This is a genomic window from Microbacterium hominis, from assembly GCF_013282805.1.
Taxonomy (GTDB): Bacteria; Actinomycetota; Actinomycetes; order Actinomycetales; family Microbacteriaceae; genus Microbacterium; species Microbacterium hominis_B.
The window spans coordinates 848555-868448 of record NZ_CP054038.1 but is presented as its reverse complement, the minus strand read 5'-3'; the positions used below and the strand labels follow the sequence as shown (position 1 = coordinate 868448).

Annotated in this window: 17 protein-coding genes; 12 read left to right on the top strand and 5 right to left on the bottom strand. The window is 67.2% G+C overall.

The window, feature by feature from the left end:
• Positions 1-5 precede the first annotated feature (5 nt).
• A complete protein-coding gene (locus HQM25_RS03705; RefSeq protein ID WP_217275193.1) occupies positions 6-1589 on the bottom strand; it encodes an AAA family ATPase in 1584 nt (527 codons plus the stop codon).
• A complete protein-coding gene (locus tag HQM25_RS03700; protein ID WP_172989017.1) occupies positions 1586-4321 on the bottom strand; it encodes a hypothetical protein in 2736 nt (911 codons plus the stop codon). Before HQM25_RS03700 ends, HQM25_RS03705 begins: the two co-directional genes overlap by 4 nt.
• A 154-nt stretch (positions 4322-4475) precedes the next feature.
• Here HQM25_RS03700 and HQM25_RS03695 point away from each other — a divergent pair, with 154 nt between their 5' ends.
• Genes HQM25_RS03695 through HQM25_RS03670 form a run of 6 tightly spaced genes read left to right on the top strand, consistent with a single transcriptional unit; the run spans position 4476 to position 10725 of the window.
• Positions 4476-7223 (top strand): ATP-dependent helicase, encoded by a 2748-nt coding sequence (locus HQM25_RS03695; RefSeq protein ID WP_217275192.1) that lies wholly within the window; start codon positions 4476-4478, stop codon positions 7221-7223.
• A gap of 34 nt (positions 7224-7257) precedes the next feature.
• Complete coding sequence (locus HQM25_RS03690) at positions 7258-8934, top strand: nuclease-related domain-containing DEAD/DEAH box helicase (RefSeq protein ID WP_172989016.1); 1677 nt, start codon at positions 7258-7260, stop codon at positions 8932-8934.
• Positions 8935-8959: 25 nt separating this feature from the next.
• Positions 8960-9277, top strand: coding sequence for a hypothetical protein (locus HQM25_RS03685; protein ID WP_172989015.1), 318 nt, complete (start codon positions 8960-8962; stop codon positions 9275-9277).
• Positions 9278-9319: 42 nt separating this feature from the next.
• Complete coding sequence (locus tag HQM25_RS03680) at positions 9320-9604, top strand: hypothetical protein (protein ID WP_172989014.1); 285 nt, start codon at positions 9320-9322, stop codon at positions 9602-9604.
• The gene (locus tag HQM25_RS03675; RefSeq protein ID WP_172989013.1) at positions 9604-10494 is read left to right on the top strand and encodes an HNH endonuclease; all 891 of its coding nucleotides are present in this window, start codon (positions 9604-9606) and stop codon (positions 10492-10494) included. Before HQM25_RS03680 ends, HQM25_RS03675 begins: the two co-directional genes overlap by 1 nt.
• A gap of 21 nt (positions 10495-10515) precedes the next feature.
• The gene (locus HQM25_RS03670) at positions 10516-10725 is read left to right on the top strand and encodes a hypothetical protein (protein WP_172989012.1); all 210 of its coding nucleotides are present in this window, start codon (positions 10516-10518) and stop codon (positions 10723-10725) included.
• A gap of 254 nt (positions 10726-10979) precedes the next feature.
• On the opposite strand, the gene HQM25_RS03665 is transcribed toward HQM25_RS03670, so the two are convergent.
• The gene (locus HQM25_RS03665) at positions 10980-11999 is read right to left on the bottom strand and encodes a LacI family DNA-binding transcriptional regulator (RefSeq protein ID WP_172989011.1); all 1020 of its coding nucleotides are present in this window, start codon (positions 11997-11999) and stop codon (positions 10980-10982) included.
• 168 nt (positions 12000-12167) lie between these two features.
• Between HQM25_RS03665 and HQM25_RS03660 the strand changes: the two genes are divergently transcribed.
• From HQM25_RS03660 to HQM25_RS03635, 6 genes are all read left to right on the top strand, one after another.
• On the top strand, positions 12168-13448 hold the full coding sequence (locus tag HQM25_RS03660; RefSeq protein WP_172989010.1) for a sugar ABC transporter substrate-binding protein: 1281 nt from the start codon (positions 12168-12170) through the stop codon (positions 13446-13448).
• On the top strand, positions 13445-14383 hold the full coding sequence (locus HQM25_RS03655; RefSeq protein WP_172989009.1) for a carbohydrate ABC transporter permease: 939 nt from the start codon (positions 13445-13447) through the stop codon (positions 14381-14383). The genes HQM25_RS03660 and HQM25_RS03655 overlap by 4 nt, the downstream gene beginning before the upstream one ends.
• A 1-nt stretch (position 14384) precedes the next feature.
• Entirely contained in the window at positions 14385-15248 is an 864-nt protein-coding gene (locus tag HQM25_RS03650; protein WP_172989008.1) for a carbohydrate ABC transporter permease, read from the top strand.
• Positions 15249-15302: 54 nt separating this feature from the next.
• On the top strand, positions 15303-16208 hold the full coding sequence (locus tag HQM25_RS03645) for a nucleoside hydrolase (protein ID WP_172989007.1): 906 nt from the start codon (positions 15303-15305) through the stop codon (positions 16206-16208).
• Positions 16205-17074 (top strand): ribokinase, encoded by an 870-nt coding sequence (locus HQM25_RS03640; protein WP_172989006.1) that lies wholly within the window; start codon positions 16205-16207, stop codon positions 17072-17074. The genes HQM25_RS03645 and HQM25_RS03640 overlap by 4 nt, the downstream gene beginning before the upstream one ends.
• A 71-nt stretch (positions 17075-17145) precedes the next feature.
• Positions 17146-17544 carry an ester cyclase gene (locus HQM25_RS03635; protein WP_172989005.1) on the top strand — a complete coding sequence of 133 codons (399 nt, stop codon included), beginning with the start codon at positions 17146-17148 and terminating at the stop codon, positions 17542-17544.
• Between the two features lie 64 nt (positions 17545-17608).
• Here HQM25_RS03635 and HQM25_RS03630 read toward each other — a convergent pair whose 3' ends face one another.
• The gene (locus HQM25_RS03630) at positions 17609-17953 is read right to left on the bottom strand and encodes a hypothetical protein (RefSeq protein ID WP_254359536.1); all 345 of its coding nucleotides are present in this window, start codon (positions 17951-17953) and stop codon (positions 17609-17611) included.
• 30 nt (positions 17954-17983) lie between these two features.
• Positions 17984-19894, bottom strand: a complete 1911-nt coding sequence (locus tag HQM25_RS03625) for an amylosucrase (RefSeq protein WP_172989004.1) — start codon at positions 19892-19894, stop codon at positions 17984-17986.

Here is a 19894-nt window from a genome sequence, read left to right as displayed (position 1 = left end):
AGTCCTTAGGCGTCGGAGGGGGTGAGGTCGAGGGTGCCGCGAGCGAACGTGGCAAGAATGCGCTGATGCGTCTGGCGCGGCAGGGTGCGATTGCCGGGCTCACCGAACGGCGTGCCCGGGCGGGCCGGAGCCTGCTGGAGCAGAGTGTCGAGCCCGGGCCGGGCGACGAGCAGCAGCCCGTGTGTCGCTCGGGTGCACGTGACGGCAAGTCGACCGAAAGCGGAGTTGAAGTCGTCGAGCTTCGCCGCGCCGGTCAGCGGGTGAAGGGCAACGGTGATCCCGTTCGTCTGCCCCTGGTACGAGTCGACGGTGGAGCTCACGAGATCGTTCTCGGCGAGGTCGTGCTTCTCGCGGAGGCGGGCGACCATGTCGGCGGCGTCGTCCACTGCCTGGTTACGCGTGGCGAGGACGGAGACGATCGGGTCCTCGTGCGCAGACCCTGTCTCGGTCGTCGTCAGCGTGGCGTCGGGCGCAGCGTTGTCGTCGTAATTCGCGTGCCCGAGCGAGACGCCGGAGGTGAAGAGGTGGTCGAGCAGCGCCTCGATCGCGTTCATCAGCGGGAGGTCGACGTCGGGTGCCTCCGCGGGATCGAGACCGTCGATCTCGAGAATCGTCGGGGTTCCGGTCGCGACTTGGTCCCAGACCGCGCGGGCGGCCTCCGGCGTGATCGCTGGTTTCGCATCGCCTCGCTCCGCGGTTCCTGAGCGTGCCGAAGGGCGCTCAACGACCGGCGCCGGCGAGAGGTTGATCGTGCGGTCGCCGGGGGCGGCGACGCAGTTCAGCTCGGACCATTCGGGGTAGAACGCGCGCCACAACCCAAGCTGGGCAGCGTTGGGCCGCCACACCGCGGGGAGCTCACGGGACCACGTTCGGGAGTCGCCGTCGTAGTCGGTCGGCCAGGCGCGATAGGGGTTGTAACGATCGTCGCCGCGCCACGGGTTGGTGCCGATCTCGAGCGGTGGCAGCTGACCGACGTCTCCGACACCCACCCAGATGGGAGCCGCACGGGTGATGTCGTCGAAGAGGTGGTGAGGGATCTGCCACGCCTCATCCACGAACAGCACGTCAAACGTGCGCTCGCCGTTGGCGCCCTTGCCGCCGAGCGCCTTCTCCATCTCCCACAGCTCCTTGGGAGCACGGAGCATCGCGACCGTCGAGATCATGACCTGCGCGGTCGATGGGATCTCCTTCCGCGCGGCGGCGACCGTCACTGCATCGGCAACGCCAGGAGGTACGTCACCGGCGCCCTTGGCGCTCACGCGCAGGCAGACCCGATCCTTACCGAGAAGCTTGCCCAGCGACCGCGCGAGCGGTCGCGTCTGCTTGTTCGTGAACGCGACGATCGACACCTGGGTGCACTGCGGATGCTCGAGTGCCTCAGCGACGAGTCGCTTGAGCACGTACGACTTGCCGGCTCCAGCGGCAGCCTTGAGCAGGATCCGGTCGATCGGAGCGGTGCGTGAGAGTGCCTCGCGGAGCGCTCGCGCCGCGGCATCCGCCACCGCCGCGTTGCCCGCGGCCGCAGCCTCGTGGTGCACCCCGCTCGCGGGCGCGGCGAGCGGAGTCGTGAATTCGATCACCGGGCTCACTCCACATCGTCCAGGGTCACGTCCACCGGCGGCTGAACAGACGGGGTGCGAGTGGCGTCACCCTCCGGCAACCCACCGGGTGAGACCTCGAAGCCGTCGAGATCGCGGACAGGCGGCCACGCCTCCGGGTTGAGCTCGCCGCGCGCGCGGCGTTCGGCGAGCTGGTCCGAGAACTCTGACTCGTTGGCGACGTGGGACTTGCAGCACCACTTGTGCGCTTCGGGGTCCTGTGCGTACGAGTCTCGCGTGCAATCGACCTTCGGAGCACCGTACTCATCCGCCGGCGGACGCGCGAGGTTGAGTCGCTTGCTCCACGGCGCCGACGCGAACCAATCGACATTGGCCACGACCAGCTGATCACCGGGTGCGAGATGCGCTGCGATCTTCGGCATCCATCGGAACTCCCGCTCGGGGCGAGCCTCGTCGATCCCATCGCGGGTGAGGGCACCGATACTCAAGCCCTCGATTGTGAAGGCGCCAGCCGTCAGAGTGACAGACGCACCGACACCCTCGACGCACGGTTCGCCATTGAGGTGCAGCAGCACGATCTTGCTGCCGGCGACGATGCGACGCGAGTCGATCGCGATCTCGAGGGGATCGACCGACAGCACGGTGGCGTGCGCGATATGGCGGGTACCGGCATCCGTTGCCATCTCGGCGGCCGCTGATGGGTTGGCAAGTGCGAGGAGCTGATCGTGGCACGCGGCGTCGGCCTCGATCACGCGGACCAGCGAGTTGCGCCAGCGCCGGTAGGTGCGCCCAAAACGCACGAGATCGGACGCATTCAGAGATAGGCGACGGCGCCACACTGCTTGAGCGTCACCCTCCACCGCACGGTACGCCTGACGAAGCTCGGACACTTCCAGCGGCTCGAGCGCGTCCAGCGCGACGTCGAGCACCTCTGCCTTGTACTGGAGCTCCTCGCGGGTCAGCCGATCGTGGAGTGCCGGGTCGGGATCGACGCCGCGCGACCGTCCGCGAGGTGCGACCCCGGCGAGAGCCTGGTGCAGCGCATCGGACCGCGTCTTGGTGAGCCGAGCACCGGGGGTGTATTCGTTCTGCTCGATGCTGTCGCCGTAGGCGCGGTGATCGATCGGCTTGCTGCTCGCGGCCCACTCCACGACGTAGTCGAGGCGGAGGGCGTTGACGGCCGGGCCACCCGCGATGATGTGTCGCGAGAGCACGGTGCGCAGATCGATGATCGGGCATCGGACACTCAGCGCGCGGGCTCTGTCCTCCTCGAGCAGGAATGACACCGCCGTGCGGGCCGTTTCGCGCAAGGGACGTGGGACCTCCGCCGGCTCACCGTCCCAGGTGAGCGCTGGGCGGTGCTGGTCGAGGTCGCGCTCCCACCGGAGACGGCTGAGCTCGACGCCGGCGAGGTTATCGGCGATCGAGGTGAGCACATCGGCCGTCGCCGCGTCGGGAACCACGAGATGGATCGGGCTCGGCGCGGTCGGGTTCGCCTTGCGCTGATCACGGAGGGCGTCTTCGATGGCTACGCCGAGATGCCTCATCACATTGCGCCGGGTCTCCGGCGCCTGCGGGTTCGCGAAGGTCTCGAATTTCCATTCCCCGCGACCAGACGCGGTCACGCGCTGGATGCCGATGCCGTGGACGCCCAGAGCGGCCGCATCCGACTTCGCAAGGACAACGTTGATCGTGCCCGGAAGCCCTGCCGCATCAATGCGACGCTGACCCGTGTGGACGGCGGTACCTGCGATCGTCGCGCGGACCATGGCGACGATCGACTCTGGCGCTGGCACCTGAGCTTCAGGATCGGCGATGAGCGGGCGGAGGTGAGCGCGCATAGCTGGGTCAATCCCGATCTCGACCAGCAGGTCATCAGGGTCATCTGACTTTCGCAGTTCTTCGCGGCAGAACGAGAACATGTTGCACGTCGTGCACGTCGCCGGGTCGAAAGTAGCCGTGAGGTGAGCGACGTAGTCGGAGAGCGCGTCATCTTCTTCGAGCTGCGCAGCCTCTGCCTCGGCGCGTCGCTCGGCGACCCGCATTCGCACCTCTTCACGGTGGTCGCGGAGATCTTCCACGACGGCCATCGGCTGGAGGAACGCGTTGCGCGGAACCGCGAGGATGCCGTGCGTGTGCACCGTCATGTTGTCGGGCACCCGCGACCAGGCCTGGAACGCTTCGGCACCGAGCGCGACCTGAAGGAAGCCCTTCAGCATCCGTCCGTCGTCGATGCGGGAGCGGACGCGCTCGTAGTCTTTGGCGTCGCCAACGATCAGCCACGATCCCGATCCGCCGCTCCCCGCCTTCGACGCTACGACGACGTAGTCGGGCTTGACCTCGGTCGCATCCTTGCCCTCGAACCCCGGGAAGGGTAACGCGGGCTGATGGATCAGTGTCGCCTCGCCCTTGCGAACTGCGCGGTCGTGGGCAGCGCTCAGCGCGGAGGCAGTCTTTTCGGCATCCACCCTCACATCAAGGGTGACGACGGAGGTGGGGCGATCCAAACCCAGCTCGCCCACCGCCGAGGTAGTGACACGACTCGCGAAGGCCTTGTCGCGCACGAGACGCTCGAACGTCATCGCGCGCATCCAGCGCGCTTCGGGGATACCCACTCCGAGATCTTCGAACCCGATCTCGGCGGCGAGCTTGCGACGCGGTCGCCCGGTGATCAGCGGATCGGTGCCCCGAAACCGTGCACAGGCCGCGTGAGCGGATGCCGCGACCGCGCTCGATCCGCCGCCCGTCGAAATCGTCGCCACTGAAACCCTTCCCAGACGCGAGCCTAACCCGCGAGCTTCTGATCGCGCCGCCGGCCCGGCGTCAGTGCGCGACACTCCCCAGTGATCGACACACTGCCAGGGACCTCCGACATCGGCGAACCGATGACGGAGTTCCGGCAACGCTCCCGCTATCGTGACAGACACTGTGGACGCCAACGAAACTGACATCCCGACCCTCGAGGGCGACGCTGCGGATGCCGTCGCTCACCGCGGCGGCCACATCCAGATCATCGCCGCCGCTGGCTCGGGCAAGACAGAGGTGGTCTCGCAACGCGTCGCCGACCTCATCGCGACGGGTGTCGAACCTCGCTCGATCGTTGCGTTCACGTTCACCGAGAAGGCTGCGGCAGAGCTCAAGGAACGCATCCGGCAGCGGGTGACGGCCCGTGTGGGGCATTCCGCGGGCGACAAGCTCGGCCAACTTCAGGTAAGCACCATCCACGCGTACTGCTTCCGGCTGCTCCAGACCTACGACCCGCACTTCGAGGCGTACTCACTCGTTGACGAGAATCAACTCGTCGCGCTGATGTCCCGCGAGGGCAGCCGCTTGAACCTTAAGCGATTCGGGCGCGGTCTCTTCGACGGCATCAAGAACTTTCTGCGAAGCGTCGACGTTCTGGAGAACGAGTTGATCGACGTCGACGCGCTTCCGGACGGCGACTTCAAGGATGCCGTTCGGGACTACTACGCGACGCTCGACCGCTATCGCGTGCTGACCTTCGGCCAGCAGATCGTTCAGGCCGTCCGGGCACTCGAGCAGCCAACGATCCACGCTGCCGTCACTGCGGTTGTCGAGCACCTCATCGTCGACGAGTACCAAGACATCAACCCCGCTCAGGAGCGGCTGATCTCGCTGCTCGCATCACCGACGGGGCGTGCGGATCTGGTGGTCGTCGGCGATGACGATCAGGCGATCTATCAGTGGCGCGGATCAGCGGTAGACAACATTGTGACGTTCACCGAGCGCTACCCGGACGTCGCGCAGTTCCGCTTGCTCACCAACCGTCGCTCGCGGCCGGGGATCGTTGCGCTCGCAAACGAGTTCGCGGGGTCGATTCCCGGTCGGCTCGACAAAGAGATGCTGCCGTCCCGACCCGCATCCGGCGAGTCGGTGAAGATCAGCGTAGGTACGGGCACCGAAGCTGACGAGGCGTCAGACCTGGCCAAGAGCATTGTCGAACTCAACGCGAGCGGCGTACCGTTTCGGTCCATCGCTGTGCTCGTGCGCGGCAAGGCCGCGTACCCGAGGATCATGGACGCCTTCGCGGCGCATGGAATCCCCGTTCAGCCGGGTGGACGCACCGGACTCTTCGAGCAACCCGCCGCTGACGCGCTGGGCTCGGTGTACGCATGGCTCGCCGATCTGCAGTGGAAATTCGCCGGTACCAAGGCTCGCATCGACGTCACGCTCGACGAGGTCGTGCTCGCAGTCGTGCGCGCGTTCACGCTCAACCGGCGCTCACTGCAACTCGTCCGCCATCACCTGACTTCGTGGAAGGCGCGGGCCTCGGCGACATCGTCGTCGGTAGATCTGATCGGTGACCTCTATGCGCTGCTCGGCCTTCTCGGCGTTAAAGAGTGGAACCTCGACGACCTTCTGGTTCGCAACGCCCTCGGCACTATCGCCCGGTTCACGCAGGTGCTCGCGGATTACGAATCCGTACAGCGTCGATCACGTCGGGACACGGCGAACCCCGGCGAACAGGTCGGCACCGCTTGGACACCCTGGTACTACAAGAGCCTCGCCATCCTTATGGTGAACTACGCGTCGGGAGAGTACGACGACTTCGATGGCGAGGAGGACCTGGCTGGCGACGCAGTCGCCCTGGGAACGGTGCACGGCGCGAAAGGTCTCGAATGGCCGGTCGTGTTCCTGCCGTCGCTCACCAAGAAACGATTCCCCTCGATGAGGACTGGCTCCCAGCAAACGTGGCTGCTGCCGCGGGAGATGTTCGATGCCTCACGCTACGAGGGATCGGACGCCGACGAACGACGGTTGTTCTACGTCGCCGTGACGCGCGCGCGCGATTGGGTCTCGCTCTCGTCACACGCACGAGTCACCAAGCAGTCCGCCGCGCCGTCACCGTACCTTGAGTCGGCGCGCGCGATTGCCGGCGTCGGAGGCAGCGCCGATTCCTTCGATGCAAAGTCGATCGAGTCCCCTGACCTGCAACTGAGTTACAGCGACGTAGCTGCCTACCTCGCCTGCGGGCGCAGCTACCTCTTGCGATCACGGCTCGGGTTCCTTCCCCCCGTTCGCGATGAGCTGGGTTACGGCAACGCGGTCCACCACGTGATGCGCGTGCTCGCGGAACGTACGAAGGACACCGGAGAGATGCCCTCGGCATCCGACATCGACGCACTGGTCGACTCGGACTTCTTTCTGCCATTCGCCAACAAGCCGGCACACAGACTGATGAAGGCGCGTGCCCGTGCGCTCGTGCAGACATACCTCGATAGCCACCCCGAGGAGTTCCTGCGGACGTGGGCAACGGAGCGGCCCTTCGAGCTGTTCCTCGACGGGGTCGTCGTCGCGGGGCGCGCCGACGTCATCTACGACGAGCACGATGGAGTCCCCTCAAATCTCGCAATCGTCGACTACAAGACCGCGACAGGGCCCGAGATCGAACCCCTTCAGCTGCAGATCTATGCGGACGCGGGCCGACGTGAGGGTTTGACGGTCTCGGCGGGATTCGTGCACGACATGGGGCAAGGGGCGCGTCACTCGGTAGATGTCTCTGATGGTGCGATCGCGGCTGCGGAGGTACGAGTGCAGGCGGCGGCCTCGGGCCTGCGCTCGCTGACTTTTGCACCGGCACCCACGAAGGAGAAGTGCAAGCACTGCGATGTCCGACTCCTCTGCAAGGATTCGGCATCGTGAGCAAACTTTGGGTGCGGCGGTAGATGTGGCGCGCATGATTCCGCCGGCGATCTCCGACGACGCGGCGCCCGGGGAGAAAGCAGCATTCGCTGCGCTCCGCGACGCCCCCGGCACCGACGACTGGACTGTTTTCCACTCCCTCGCGATTGGTCGACACGTCACCCAGCGGGAGGGTGAGGCCGACTTCGTCGTCATGGCGCCAGGTGCCGGCATCCTGGTGATCGAGGTTAAGTCTCATCTCCGCATCCAGACGGATGTGTCGGGCAGGTGGAAGCTTGGCAACGACGACTGGACTGATCGCTCGCCGTTCGCGCAGGCCAGCGGCGAGTTCCACAGCATTGTTCAGTTCCTTCGGCAGCGCTCACTCGAGCCCGTCGCATTCCCGGCCGGATACGCAGTATGGTTCACGGCGATCGCGAAGCAGAACATTCCACCGGCGATCGGCTGGCAGGAGTGGGCTGTGCTTGACGCGGGCGACCTCGCCCATCCCGCGAGCGCCGTGCGGCGCGTACTCACATCGCTAGACCGAGACATTGCGACGAAGCGCGTTGGGTACAACCACGTCGCCGGTGAGCCATCGTTGGAGCGCGTCCACCGAATCCGGGATGTACTTTCCCCCACCTTCACTACGGAGATCAAGCCGGCTGAGATCAGACGGCGCCGGGAGCTAGAGCTGACGTCGTTTACCGCTGATCAGGTCCGCACGCTCGACCTGATCGGTCGGGTTCCAAGGGTGCTCGTCGAGGGACCGGCAGGAACGGGAAAGACCTACATCGCCGCGGAGGCCGCACGACGACACGCTAGCGCGGGCGAGCGGGTGCTCGTGGTCATGTTCAACCGCCTCCTCGAAGGTCACCTGCAATCGGCTCTCGCCGACGTCGGCGGTGTCACGGCCATACGTCTCCACGCCGAGATGGAGCGTGTCGGTGGAGTCACGTCGTCGGCGAACGGGAGCGCCGACTGGTACAACACCGAGCTGCCGCTCGCCGCGCTCGAGAAGGCAACCGAATCAGACTTCGCCCCGCCGTACGACTACCTCATCGTCGACGAGGCCCAAGACATTGCGTCCGACCTCAACCTCGACTTTCTGGACGCCGTGCTCGCCGGCGGTCTCAGCGAGGGTCGGATGCTCATGCTCGGTGACTTCTCGCACCAGAACATCTTTCGGAGCGGGATCGACGACGGGCGCGAAACGATCGAACGCCGCGTGCCAGGCATTGTCCCGATTGATCTCGACACCAACTGCCGGAACAGGCGCGAAATTGGCGAGTGGGCTGAGCGAGCGAGCGGCCGTTCAGGCATCTGCAAGGCGTTCCGTCGGGATGCTGTAGCCGGCGACGCCGTCGACGTCCGGCTCTTCTCGTCGAAGGCCGACGAAGTCAACATGCTTGATGACGTGGTGCGTGGACTACGCGCCGAAGGATACGGACCGAAGGACGTTGTCATCCTCGCGCCATACCGGGACTCCGCGGCGAAGCGGGCAACAGAGCAAAAGACTTCGGTGTCGACGCTGGGTTCGGGCATTCGGGATACCTCGTACATCCGCTGGGGGACGATTCACGAGTTCAAGGGAATGGAGGCGCCGGCAATCATCTTGACTGACATCTCGGGGACGAGCGCACGGCTGCCTGACCTGATCTACGCCGGCGCTACCAGAGCACAGGACCGATTGGTCGTGCTCACCTCGCTTGATCACCTCATCTCGATCTAGCGGGGTCACGATCCAGAATGGAAAGATGAGCGATCTGCTGTCGGTCTTCGATGACAATGACAACACGGAGTCGGCCAGCGTTCGCCGGCTTCCGATGACGGAGGGCCAACGGTCCGAGATCCGGGAGCTGTTCTCGCGACTGGACATCTCTACCGCCGCGCGGCAGTTCGAGGTCACGGCCGAACTCACCGGCGTCCGAATCTCTCGGGTCGGCGAGCTGGACGCGGCGACCGCCCATCGGCTGATCGGTGCCCTCAATCGGCGCGTGCAGACTTCGGGTCGCCTAACGACCGGCAACTCGTGGGACGACCGCGAGGAAGACACATGGATTGACAGGCTGTAGACCCCGTTCGAACGCTGGAGCTCAGGGTCTAGATTTGGGGACGTGTCGCGATACTCTGCCCTCACCGATCGCTCGGCAGTCCATCAGGCCCTTGAAGAGTTTGACCGGATCGGACGGGACGAGTTTCTCCACAAGTACGGCTTCGGGCCGGCACGTCAGTACATGCTCACGACCGAGCACGGCAGCTACGACTCCAAGGCGATCTTTGGGGTTGCCTACGGGTATCAGCATGGCACGGCACTGACATCAGATGAGTTCAGTGGCGGCAGGATGGGCGCCGCCGGTCGGCTCGCTGAGCTGGGCTTCACGGTCACAGGGATTGCGTGATGCGAAGCCGCGAGGAGGAGCTCGCGATACGTGCCGACATCTTCCGTTGGCTTGATGAGCAATTCATTGGCCAGGGTGGATACGAAATCCACAGCTCGGTGCTTCGCGGATACCACTTTGGCGACCAGCACATTCCGTTGCTCGATCGGGGCAAGGGGATCCGCAACCCCGCGACCTTCTCGTCGACGCTGTCGATCATGTCGGGATGGAAGGCAAACAAGTATTCCGACTACGAGTCAGACGACGGATGGGTTACCTATCACTATCGCGAGGGTGAGGGCGGCGACAACACAAAGCTCGTGCGAGCCTGGGCCAACGGTGATCCCTTGGTTTACTTCCGCGCGGTGCGGGAGGGGTTCTACATTCCGTACTACCCGATCGTGATCGCCCACAACGACCCCGTCGCTCGGGTCGTGCGCTTCCCCCTCGATCAAGCACTCACGTTCCTCGGAGATCCGGGTTCGTACGACGAGCAGAAGCGGCGGTACGCCGAGTCGATCGTGCGCACCCGACTCCACCAACCGATCTTCCGTGCTCGAGTGCTGCACGCGTATTCAGGCGCGTGCACGGTGTGCGACATTAGGCACTCTGAGCTGCTGGACGCGGCACACATCATTCCTGACGCAGAGGAGCACGGAGTCGCCCACGTCACGAATGGGCTGGCGATGTGCAAGATCCATCACGCCGCGTATGACCGCTCGTTGATGGGCATAACGGCGGACTTCGAAGTCCGGATCGACCAGGAGCTGCTCGACGAGATCGATGGGCCAATGCTTCGACATGGCCTGCAGGACATGCACGGAAGGCCGATCCGACTTCCGTCGAGCCGCGCCGCGCATCCCGACCGAGACCGGCTTGCCCAGAAGTTCGAGCTGTTCGCGCGGCGCTAGCTGTGCCGGTTGAGGAGAGTCATGAGCATCACGAGTTGGAGTGACGCGCAGATCGTGCGCGCCATCAACAGCGGGTCGGTCCCGTCGGAAGATCTGGTCAGCCGCGACGGGTGGAGCCACATCTGTCGTGTGCGCGGACGCAACTTCAGGCAGGTCAACGAAGAGGCCTGGCAAGACCTTTGCAGCGAGCGGGGCTATCTCCAGAATCGGTCGAACCCGCGCGGCTTCTGAACCATCCAGACGAGGTCGAACTACGTGGCTACGTCACGCGGCCGACACTGACTGTCGATGCCAGCAGGCCGGAGTTCCCTCTGTGGATGACCTGCCGGCCCCGGCTCCCAGCCACCCGCTCCAGTCCGCAAAAAGTCCGCAGAATTCTCAGCGCACGGCGTGTCGCGCCAATCGGCGACCACCCAAAATCCGCGGAATTCCGCGGTTTTCCACCCTCGCCAACCCCCACCAAGACCCCCGATGCCTTTCGTCAACTACCGGTGGGCGCTACCGGCCTCGTCATGGCATCCGCAGGACTCCCGCAGCTCGAGCTCATGCCCGAGCACCTCATGGACCGGCCCCGACTCCGCGTCGCGCAGGAGCCCGACGGCGCGTTCCGCGATGAGCGGGATCGGCTGGCGAACAGTGCTCAGGGCGGGCACGGCGTAGGCCGAGTGCTCGGTGCCGTCGAAGCCCATGACGGCGAGGTCTTGAGGAACCCGCAAGCCGAGACGGTGGGCAGCGTGGAGCACACCGTACGCCTGCTCGTCGGTGGCGCAGATCACGGCCCGGGGGCGGTCGGGCGTGACCAGCCAATCCAGAGCCATGGTTGCGGCATCCGCCCGTGAGGTCGCCGAGTTGACCTCGGTGGTCCGGATCGATGCTCCCCCGGCGGCGACCCCGGCGGCGACCGCAGCGGCGAATCCGCGGCGGTGATGGCCGGCTCCCACCGATTCGCTCGGTCCGTTCAGCAGCGCGATCGTCTCGTAGCCGTGGCCGATCATGTGCTCGGCGGCAGCCCGGGATGCGGCGTCGTAGTCGATCGTGACCGAAGACGCCGGGGAGGCGGCATCCACCGGGTGCAACGCGACGATCGGGATGCCGGCGCGCGTGAAGGCGCTGAAATCGGGATGCTCGTGAAGCGAGACCATCACGACGGAGTCGACTCGGCGCTCGACGAAGGCCGCGACGATCTGTGCCTCGCGGTCGACATCGAGTGCGGAGTCGCCGATGAGGAGGAGGTCGCCGCGCGAGATCGCGGCGTCTTCGAGGGCCCTCGCGAGCTCGCCGAAGAACGGGTTCGCGATGTCGGGCACGATGAGTCCGACCGAGGCCGTGCGCCCGAAGCTCAGCGCACGGGCGAGCGCGTTGGGGTGGTAGTTCAGCTTCTCGGCAGCGGCGAGAACCTTCGCCCGCGTCTCGGCGGAGACGTTGCGGGGACCGTTGTTGAACACGTAGCTGACGACGGCGGTGGAGGTGCCCGCCAGCTTCGCGACGTCGCGTCCGGTCGCCATATCAGCCCCCTTGCTCGCTAACCGGTTAGATCCCGGCCATGCTAACACCCTGTTCCCCCGCCGATCCCGTTGTTGCGCGGGTGTGTCGATCGTGCTTATAGTTCCATCTAACCGATTCGTCTATCCGCTTAGATCGACGGGTTACACTGCAGGAAAGGTGCACTCCCAATGAAGCGATCACTTCTGTTCCTCGCGGGCGCCACAGCCGCCGCGCTCGTGCTGAGCGGCTGCTCGGCGAGCGAAGACGCCGCGTCCGCCTCGGGGACGGTGAACTTCCTCGGTCCGGAGGACCCGGCTACCTTCGCGCCCATCATCGACGCGTTCGAGGCGGAGCACCCCGACATCACGATCACCTACACCCAGGTGCCGTTCGACCAGTACTCCAGCACGCTGCAGCAGCGCCTGGGCGCCAAGGACGACTCGATCGACGTCTACGCCGTCGACCAGCCCAACATCTCGCAGATCGCCGCCCAGGGATTCCTCGAAGACCTGAGCGACCTGCAGGACGAGGCGCAGGCCGCCACCTCCCCCGCGATGTACGAGACCAACGTCTACGAGGACAAGCTCTGGGCGCTCTCGATCTGGAACTCCACCCAGATGCTGTTCTTCAACCGCGATGCGCTCACCGCCGCCGGCATCGACGCGCCGTCGGTCGACCCGGCCGACCGCTGGACCTGGGAGCAGGTCGCCGACGCGGGCCGCGCCACCCAGGAGGGCGGCATGCAGTACGGCCTCCTCTTCGAGCAGGTCGAGGCGTACTACCAGCTCCAGCCCCTGGCCGAGTCGCTCGGCGGCGGCTCCGGCATCACCGGTGACGACATGCTCTCGGTCGATGTCACCAACGACGGCTGGGAAGAGGCGATGACCTGGTACGGCGATACCTTCGCCAGCGGCCTCTCGCCGCGCGGCGTCGGCGGCTTCCAGACCTCGCCCGTCTTCATGGACGGCAACGTGACCTTCTTCGTCGGCGGCCCGTGGGACGTCGGCCGTTTCTCGGCCGACGTCGACTTCGACTGGGGCGTCGCCCCGATGCCGTCCTTCGACGGCGGCGAGATCGCGACCCCGACCGGCTCATGGTCGTGGGGCATCAACACGGCTTCGAAGAACAAGGATGCCGCGCGCCAGTTCCTCGAGTTCGCGGCGCTCAACCCGGCCGGCAACCTCGCGACCGTCGAGGTCACGGCAAGCATCCCCGCGAACAGCGAGGCCGCGGCCGAGTTCCTTCCGGGCTTCGAGGAGCAGGGCGGCGAGCACTCCGCCGGCGTCGCCGACCTCATCACCTACGAGGTCGACACCACCGCGGTGGCCCGCCCCGTCTCGGTCGGCTACGTGCAGTTCGAGTCGGCCATGAACAAGGCCTTCGCCGACATCCGCAATGGATCGCCGGCTGCGGACCGCCTCGAGCAGGCGACCGCGCAGATCGAGGATGCCTGGAGCAACTTGCGATGACTCTCCAGTCGACCGGTGCGGACGCGCGCGACACGCGCGTCCGCACCGGGCGCCCGGGAACACGCGCGAAGCGGCCGCTCCGGCAGCATCCCGCCCTGATCTCGCTCGCCTTCCTCGCCCCGGCGCTGGTCGCCCTCGTCGTGCTGCGCCTCGCGCCCGCGGCGGTCGCGCTGTGGGACAGCCTCTTCCGCACGAGCCTGCTCGGCGGCACCCAGTTCGTCGGGCTCGGAAACTACGTCGACCTCGCCACGAACCCCGACTTCCAGAACGCCGTCGGCGTGACGCTCCTGTTCACGCTCCTCGTGAACCCGCTGCAGGTCGCGACCGCGTTCCTGCTCGCCGTGCTCTACACCCGCCGCACACGCGGCTCGAAGTTCTGGCGCTCGCTCGTCATCCTGCCGATCGCCATCCCGCCCGCCGTCTCCGCCGTCATCTGGAGCGTCATCTACCGGCCCGACGGTCTGGCCAACGCGTTCCTCGACCTCTTCGGCATCCCCGCGCAGCCCTTCCTCACCTCACCGCAGCAGTCGCTGGCGTCGATCATGGTGCTGCTGTCGTGGATCGGCGTCGGGTACTGGATGATGTTCCTGATCGCCGGGATCAACGACATCCCGAACGAGTACTACGAGGCGGCCTCGCTCGACGGCGCCTCTGCGTGGCGCCAGCTCTGGACGATCACCTTCCCGCTCGTGCGCCGGCCCCTCGCCTTCGTGCTCGTCGCCGACACGGTCTCGAACCTGCTCGTCTTCGCGCCGATCCAGATCCTGACCAAGGGCGGTCCGGAGGGCTCGACCAACCTGCTGATGTACGACATCTTCACGCGTGCCTACACCCTGGGCGACCTCAACCGCGCCCAGGCCGAGGTCGTGATCCTCGTGCTCATCACGATCGCGATCGTCGCCGTGCAGTTCCGCCTGCTGAAGTCGGAGGACTGAGATGGCCCTGTCTGTTGCCGGCACGCGCCGCACCCCGCGCCGCTGGGTCATGCGCGCCTTCGTCACCTTCGCGACGGCCGTCGTCGGAATCGCGTTCCTGATCCCCCTGTGGTGGTCGTTCGTCAATTCGCTCCGCCCCGGAGACGAGACGTTCAGCTACCTCAATCCGCTCAGCTGGCAGACGTTCTTCACGCTGACGCCCACACTGGACAACTACCTGGCGCTGTTCGACACCGACCTGGCGCGAGCGATCGGCAACTCGCTGTTCGTCAGCCTCGTCACCGTCGTCATCGGTCTCGCGATCTGCGCCACCGCGGCCTTCGGGCTGTCGGCGTTCCGCTTCCGCGGTCGCGCCGTGCTGTTCTCGGTGATCATCCTGTCGTTCCTCATCCCGTTCGACGCGATCGCGATCCCGCTGGCCGGGATGTTCCGCGAGTGGAACCTGCAGAACACCTTCACCGGGCTGATCCTCCCGGGCCTCGGCAACGGCATGGCGATCTTCCTGCTGCGCACGTTCTTCCTGGCGATCCCGGAGGAGCTCGTCGAGGCGGCGCGACTGGACGGCCTGGGTTGGTGGGGCGTGTTCCGCCGCATCTACCTGCCGCTGTCGGTGCCGGCGCTCATCGGCGCGGGACTCATGCTGTTCCTCTTCCAGTGGCAGGCCTACGTCTGGCCGCTCCTCATGGGAACCGACAGCGCGCACATCGTCGGACCGGTCGCCCTGTCGAACCTCCAGGGTCAGTTCGCGGTCGACTACGGCCTGCTGTTCGCGGCATCCATGATCCTCATCCTCATTCCGCTCGCGATCATCCTCGGATTCCAGCGGTACTTCATCCAGTCCGTCTCCACGACCGGCATCAAGTGAGTCGCGCGGTCTCCGCGACCGCCTGATCCCACGCATCCCGAAAGGAGCGCAGCCATGCGCGCTGCCCACCGAGTCATCCTCGACACCGACATCGGATCCGATGTCGACGACGCCATGGCCCTGAGCCAGCTGCTCGGCCACCCCGAAGTCGACCTGATCGGCGTGACCACCGTCTACGGCGACACCCTGCTGCGGGCGCGCCTGGCCCGTCGCCTCGGCCACCTCGCGGGCCGCGAGATCCCCGTGCACGTCGGACGCACGACGCCGCTGTCGGGCCGTGAGGTCTGGTGGGCCGGCCACGAGGGCGGGCTCTACGAAGGCCTCGAGCGCGAGACGGTGGAGGCGACCGACGCGATCGACTACCTCGTCGAGCAGGTCGTCGCGCACCCCGGCGAGATCGACGTGATCGCGATCGGCCCCCTGACGAACATCGCCGCGGCGATCACCGCCGATGCGCGCTTCGCGACCGCGGTGCGACACTTGTGGATCATGGGCGGGGCGTTCACGAGCCAGGAGCCGGAGCACAACTTCCGCAGCGACACCCACGCGGCGGAGATCGTGTTCGCCTCCGGCATCCCGATGACGATCACCGGGCTCGAGGCCACGCGTCAGGTCGAGATCCGTCGCGACGAACTCGCCCGCATCGGTGCCGCCGGCGAGCTGGGCGCGATCCTCGTGGCCGAGATCGAGCAGTGGTGGAAGTTCTGGAACGAGGAGTGGAACGTGCCCCACGACCCCGTGGCCGTACTGACGCTGATCGAGCCGGAGCTGTTCGAGTTCTCGCCCCTCGGGATCGTGACCGTCGAGCGCGACGGCGACGCCGCGGGCCGGAGCACGTTCACCGCCGGTGACGGTTCGGCGCGCGTGGTGACCGGACTCGACGGGTCGGCCGTCGGTGCGCGGATCGTCGCCGCGATCGAACGCGCCGGCCTCGGAGCGACGACCGAAGCGGCGCGATGACCAGCCGGGCGCGCCTCGCGGTGGTCGGCTCGCTCAACGTCGACATCGTGGCGACCGCGGCGCGCCTGCCGCAGCCCGGCGAGACCATCGGCGACGGCGTGCTTCGCCGGGAACCCGGCGGCAAAGGGGCGAACCAGGCCGCTGCGGCCGCTCGCCTGGGCGCGCGCACCCGCATGCTCGGCTGCGTCGGGAACGACGGCGACGGCGATCTGCTGATCGGCGCTCTCGAATCCGCCGGCGTCGATGCGGCGGGTGTCACGAAGGTCGACGCGCCGACCGGCACGGCCGTCATCATGGTCGACGCCGCCGGGGAGAACAGCATCGTCGTCTGCCCCGGAGCGAACGCCGAGGTGGATGCCGCGGCCCTCGCGATCATCGACGACGAAGCCGTGCTACTGCAGCTCGAGGTGCCGTTCGACGTGGTGCGGCGGGTCGTGGCATCCACACCCGGGTTCGTCGCGGTGAACGCGGCGCCCGCTCATCCCCTGCCCGACGATCTCGTGGAACGCGTGGATCTGTTCGTGGTGAACGAGTCCGAGTACGCGCTTATGCCCGAGCTCGCCCGCGCGCGCCTGGTCGCCGTCACCCTCGGGGCCGAGGGCGCGGAGCTGCGCGAACACGGCACGGTCATCGCCCGGGCCTCCGGCGTCGCCCCTGCCGCGGTGCGCAGCACGGTGGGAGCCGGCGACGCATTCACCGCGGCCATCGTGGTCGCGATGCTGTCAGAAGAGACGCCCGCAGCGGCGCTGGAGATCGCCTGCCGTGTGGGCTCCGCCGCCGTCGAGCACCTCTCGGCGCAGCCGCCGTTCGGGCGGCTCGACGACTACCGTCCGGAGACTCCCGGGCTCGCGGTCGACCGCAGCTGAGAGTCTCCGGCGCCCCGAGCGACTCCTCCCGATGCCCGCACGCCCGCGGGCGGCGGACTACCGTCGAACCCATGGACCGCGCCACGCTCGCCCGAGCCGTCTTCGAAGAGGGCTGGAATCGGCAGGACTACTCGCGCGTCGGTGACGCACTGCAGTACGTGCGGCTGCATGTGGGCGAGGTCGACCGGCAGCTCGACCTCGACGCGGTGCGCGACATCATCGCCGGCTGGCACGACGCGTTCTCGGACTTCCGGTTCGAGGTGCATACGGTCGTGGCATCCGGCGACCACGCCGCGATCCGCGCGACTCTGCACGGGACGAACGATGGCCCCTGGCGCGGCGCACCGCCGACAGGGCGCACCGTCGCCGTCGAGCACATGTTCTTCCTGAGGTTCGAGGCGGATGCCGTGGTCGAGGTGTGGGAACTGCTCGACCGCGACGCGTTCGAGGTGGACGCTTCCAAGGGCTGAAGCGCGGCGGCGCGTCCCGCCCTGCCCGCGGCGCGGCTCACCGTCAGACGAGCTCCGCCCGTGCTCAGTCGCGGCGCGGCGCGGTCACGCGCAGCTGTCCCCGCCCGAAGGGCAGAGCGGGAGCCCGATACGCGATCGCGGGTGGGTCCTCGGGTCGCACGACCAGCTCGGACTCGCCGAAGCGCCACACCCGGTTGAAGAGGAACACGCCGATGGCCGCGGCGCCATCGGCGGGCAGCTGCCACGTGCCGACGCCCCACTGCACGGGATGTCCGCGCCCCGCCACCACGACGGTCGGCCGGATGCCCGCGTAGAGCGCGAACCACGGACGCGTCAGTGTCAGCTCGATGCGGCGGGTCGCCGGTGGGTCGTCCGACACGGGTGAGTTCGGGATCTCGGACGCGGTCACACCCCCATCCTCACATCCGGCGCGACCCGATCACGCGCCGGCACCCCGCGGCGTGACCCGCAGCCACATCACGTGACAGGCCTCCAGCGTGAGTCCCTGCCTCAGCGAGATGACCCGATCGCTGATGAGCTCGACCGCCTCGCCGTCGAACCCCGACAGCGTCAGCGCATCGACGGTCGCAGCCTCATCCCCGAAGTTCGCCAGCACCAGCACGACAGACCCGTCCGCCTCAGCAGCATCCTGCACCCGCTGGTACCCGAGCACGTGCGGATGCTTCGCGTCGAACCCGATCAGCGGCCCCACCGCGAACTCGGGCGTCGCCTGCCGCACCGCGATCAGGCGCGTGAGGCCGGCGTAGACGGCGCCGGCGGGCGTCGACGGGTCGTCGCGGTGCAGATAGTCCGCCGCGGGGTACCAGGGCCGGTTCACCCACCGGCTGTCGCCCGCCAGATCGGGATCGTCGAGGTAGGAGTAGTCGTTCAGCTGCGCGACCTCGTCGCCGAGGTAGATGAGCGGGATGCCGCCGGTCGACAGCGCGATCGCGTGGGCGAGCAGCACCCGGTCCACGCCGTGCGGGTCACCGGCCTCGATGCCCGCGAGCGACGCGGTCGTGCCGGCGACCCGGGCGTCGCCGGTGCGCGGGTTCTCCTGGAACGGCACCCCGCGCGCGAAGCTGCCCGGGAACCGGTTCACGTAGAAGGAGTTCAAGAACCGGCGGTGATCGAAGCCGTTGATGCCGAACTCCGCGGCATCCTCGTCGGCGAACGTCCAGCCGATGTCGTCGTGGCCGCGCACGTAGTTCACCCACGCGCATCCCGGAGCGAGGGCATGACGGCGCTCCAGCGCCTGCGCGAGCAGCTGCGGATTGCGGGTCGCGAGCGCCTCCCACGTGAGCGCCATCTGCAGCGGGTTGTAGGAGATCTGGCACTCCTCGAGGGAGATGTACTCGACCACCTCGTCGGGGTGCACGATCGCCTCCGACTTGAACAGCAGCGCGGGCGCGGCGATGCGCAGCACCGCGTTGAACGCCTGCAGCAGCAGGTGCGCCTCGGGCAGGGACTCGCACGCGGTTCCCAGGCGCTTCCAGATGAACGCGACGGCATCCATCCGCAGCACCTCGACGCCGAGGTTCGCGAGGAAGAGCATCTCGCTCGCCATGGCGCGGAACACCGCGGGATTCGCGTAGTTGAGGTCCCATTGGAAGGTGTGGAAGGTCGCCCAGATCCACCGCCCGTCGGGGAGCGGCACGAACGAACCGGGATGGTCGTCGGGGAAGATCTCCCGCACCGTGCGCTCGTACGCATCGGGCATCTCGCGGTCGGGGAAGATCAGGTAGAAGTCGCTGAAGTCGGGGTCACCCGCGACCGCGCGCTGCGCCCACTCGTGGTTGCTCGCGGTGTGGTTGAAGATGAAGTCCAGCACGAGCGAGATGCCGTGCCCGCGCAGCTCCGACGCGAGAGCCTGCAGGTCGTCGATGGTGCCGAGGCGGGGATCGACATCGCGGTAGCTCGACACCGCGTACCCGCCGTCGGAGTTCCCCTCGGGCACGGCGTACAGCGGCATGAGATGCAGGTAGGTGAGGCCGAGGTCGACGAACTGCGGGATGCGCGCGCGGATGCCGGTGAGGTCCATCCCGTACCGGTCGACGTAGCAGACCCCGCCCAGCATGCGGTTCGAGCCGTACCAGCCGGGGTCGTGCTCGCGCTGGGCATCGAGCGCCCGCAGATCCTGCGGGCGGGTGTTCCAGGATGCCGCGGCGTCGGCGATCACACCGGCCAGCTGGTCGAACCCGGCGTCATGTTCGCCGTACAGCGTCTGGAAGAGACCGTGCAGCCGCGGGAACTGCTCGTCGACGCGTCGCTGGAAGTCGGCGTCGGTGGAGGAGAGCTGCTCCCGGATGCGGGCGAGGTCGACAGCGGCGTCGGTGCCAAGGCGTGCCAT

Bases quoted from the DNA above. Each gene is read 5' to 3' on its own strand.
- HQM25_RS03655 (WP_172989009.1), top strand. From the start codon at position 13,445: ATGACTCTCCAGTCGACCGGTGCGGACGCGCGCGACACGCGCGTCCGC.
- HQM25_RS03685 (WP_172989015.1), top strand. From the start codon at position 8,960: ATGAGCGATCTGCTGTCGGTCTTCGATGACAATGACAACACGGAGTCG.
- HQM25_RS03645 (WP_172989007.1), top strand. From the start codon at position 15,303: ATGCGCGCTGCCCACCGAGTCATCCTCGACACCGACATCGGATCCGAT.
- HQM25_RS03670 (WP_172989012.1), top strand. From the start codon at position 10,516: ATGAGCATCACGAGTTGGAGTGACGCGCAGATCGTGCGCGCCATCAAC.
- HQM25_RS03665 (WP_172989011.1), bottom strand. From the start codon at position 11,999: ATGGCGACCGGACGCGACGTCGCGAAGCTGGCGGGCACCTCCACCGCC.
- HQM25_RS03650 (WP_172989008.1), top strand. From the start codon at position 14,385: ATGGCCCTGTCTGTTGCCGGCACGCGCCGCACCCCGCGCCGCTGGGTC.
- HQM25_RS03640 (WP_172989006.1), top strand. From the start codon at position 16,205: ATGACCAGCCGGGCGCGCCTCGCGGTGGTCGGCTCGCTCAACGTCGAC.
- HQM25_RS03675 (WP_172989013.1), top strand. From the start codon at position 9,604: ATGCGAAGCCGCGAGGAGGAGCTCGCGATACGTGCCGACATCTTCCGT.
- HQM25_RS03690 (WP_172989016.1), top strand. From the start codon at position 7,258: ATGATTCCGCCGGCGATCTCCGACGACGCGGCGCCCGGGGAGAAAGCA.
- HQM25_RS03660 (WP_172989010.1), top strand. From the start codon at position 12,168: ATGAAGCGATCACTTCTGTTCCTCGCGGGCGCCACAGCCGCCGCGCTC.
- HQM25_RS03635 (WP_172989005.1), top strand. From the start codon at position 17,146: ATGGACCGCGCCACGCTCGCCCGAGCCGTCTTCGAAGAGGGCTGGAAT.
- HQM25_RS03625 (WP_172989004.1), bottom strand. From the start codon at position 19,894: ATGGCACGCCTTGGCACCGACGCCGCTGTCGACCTCGCCCGCATCCGG.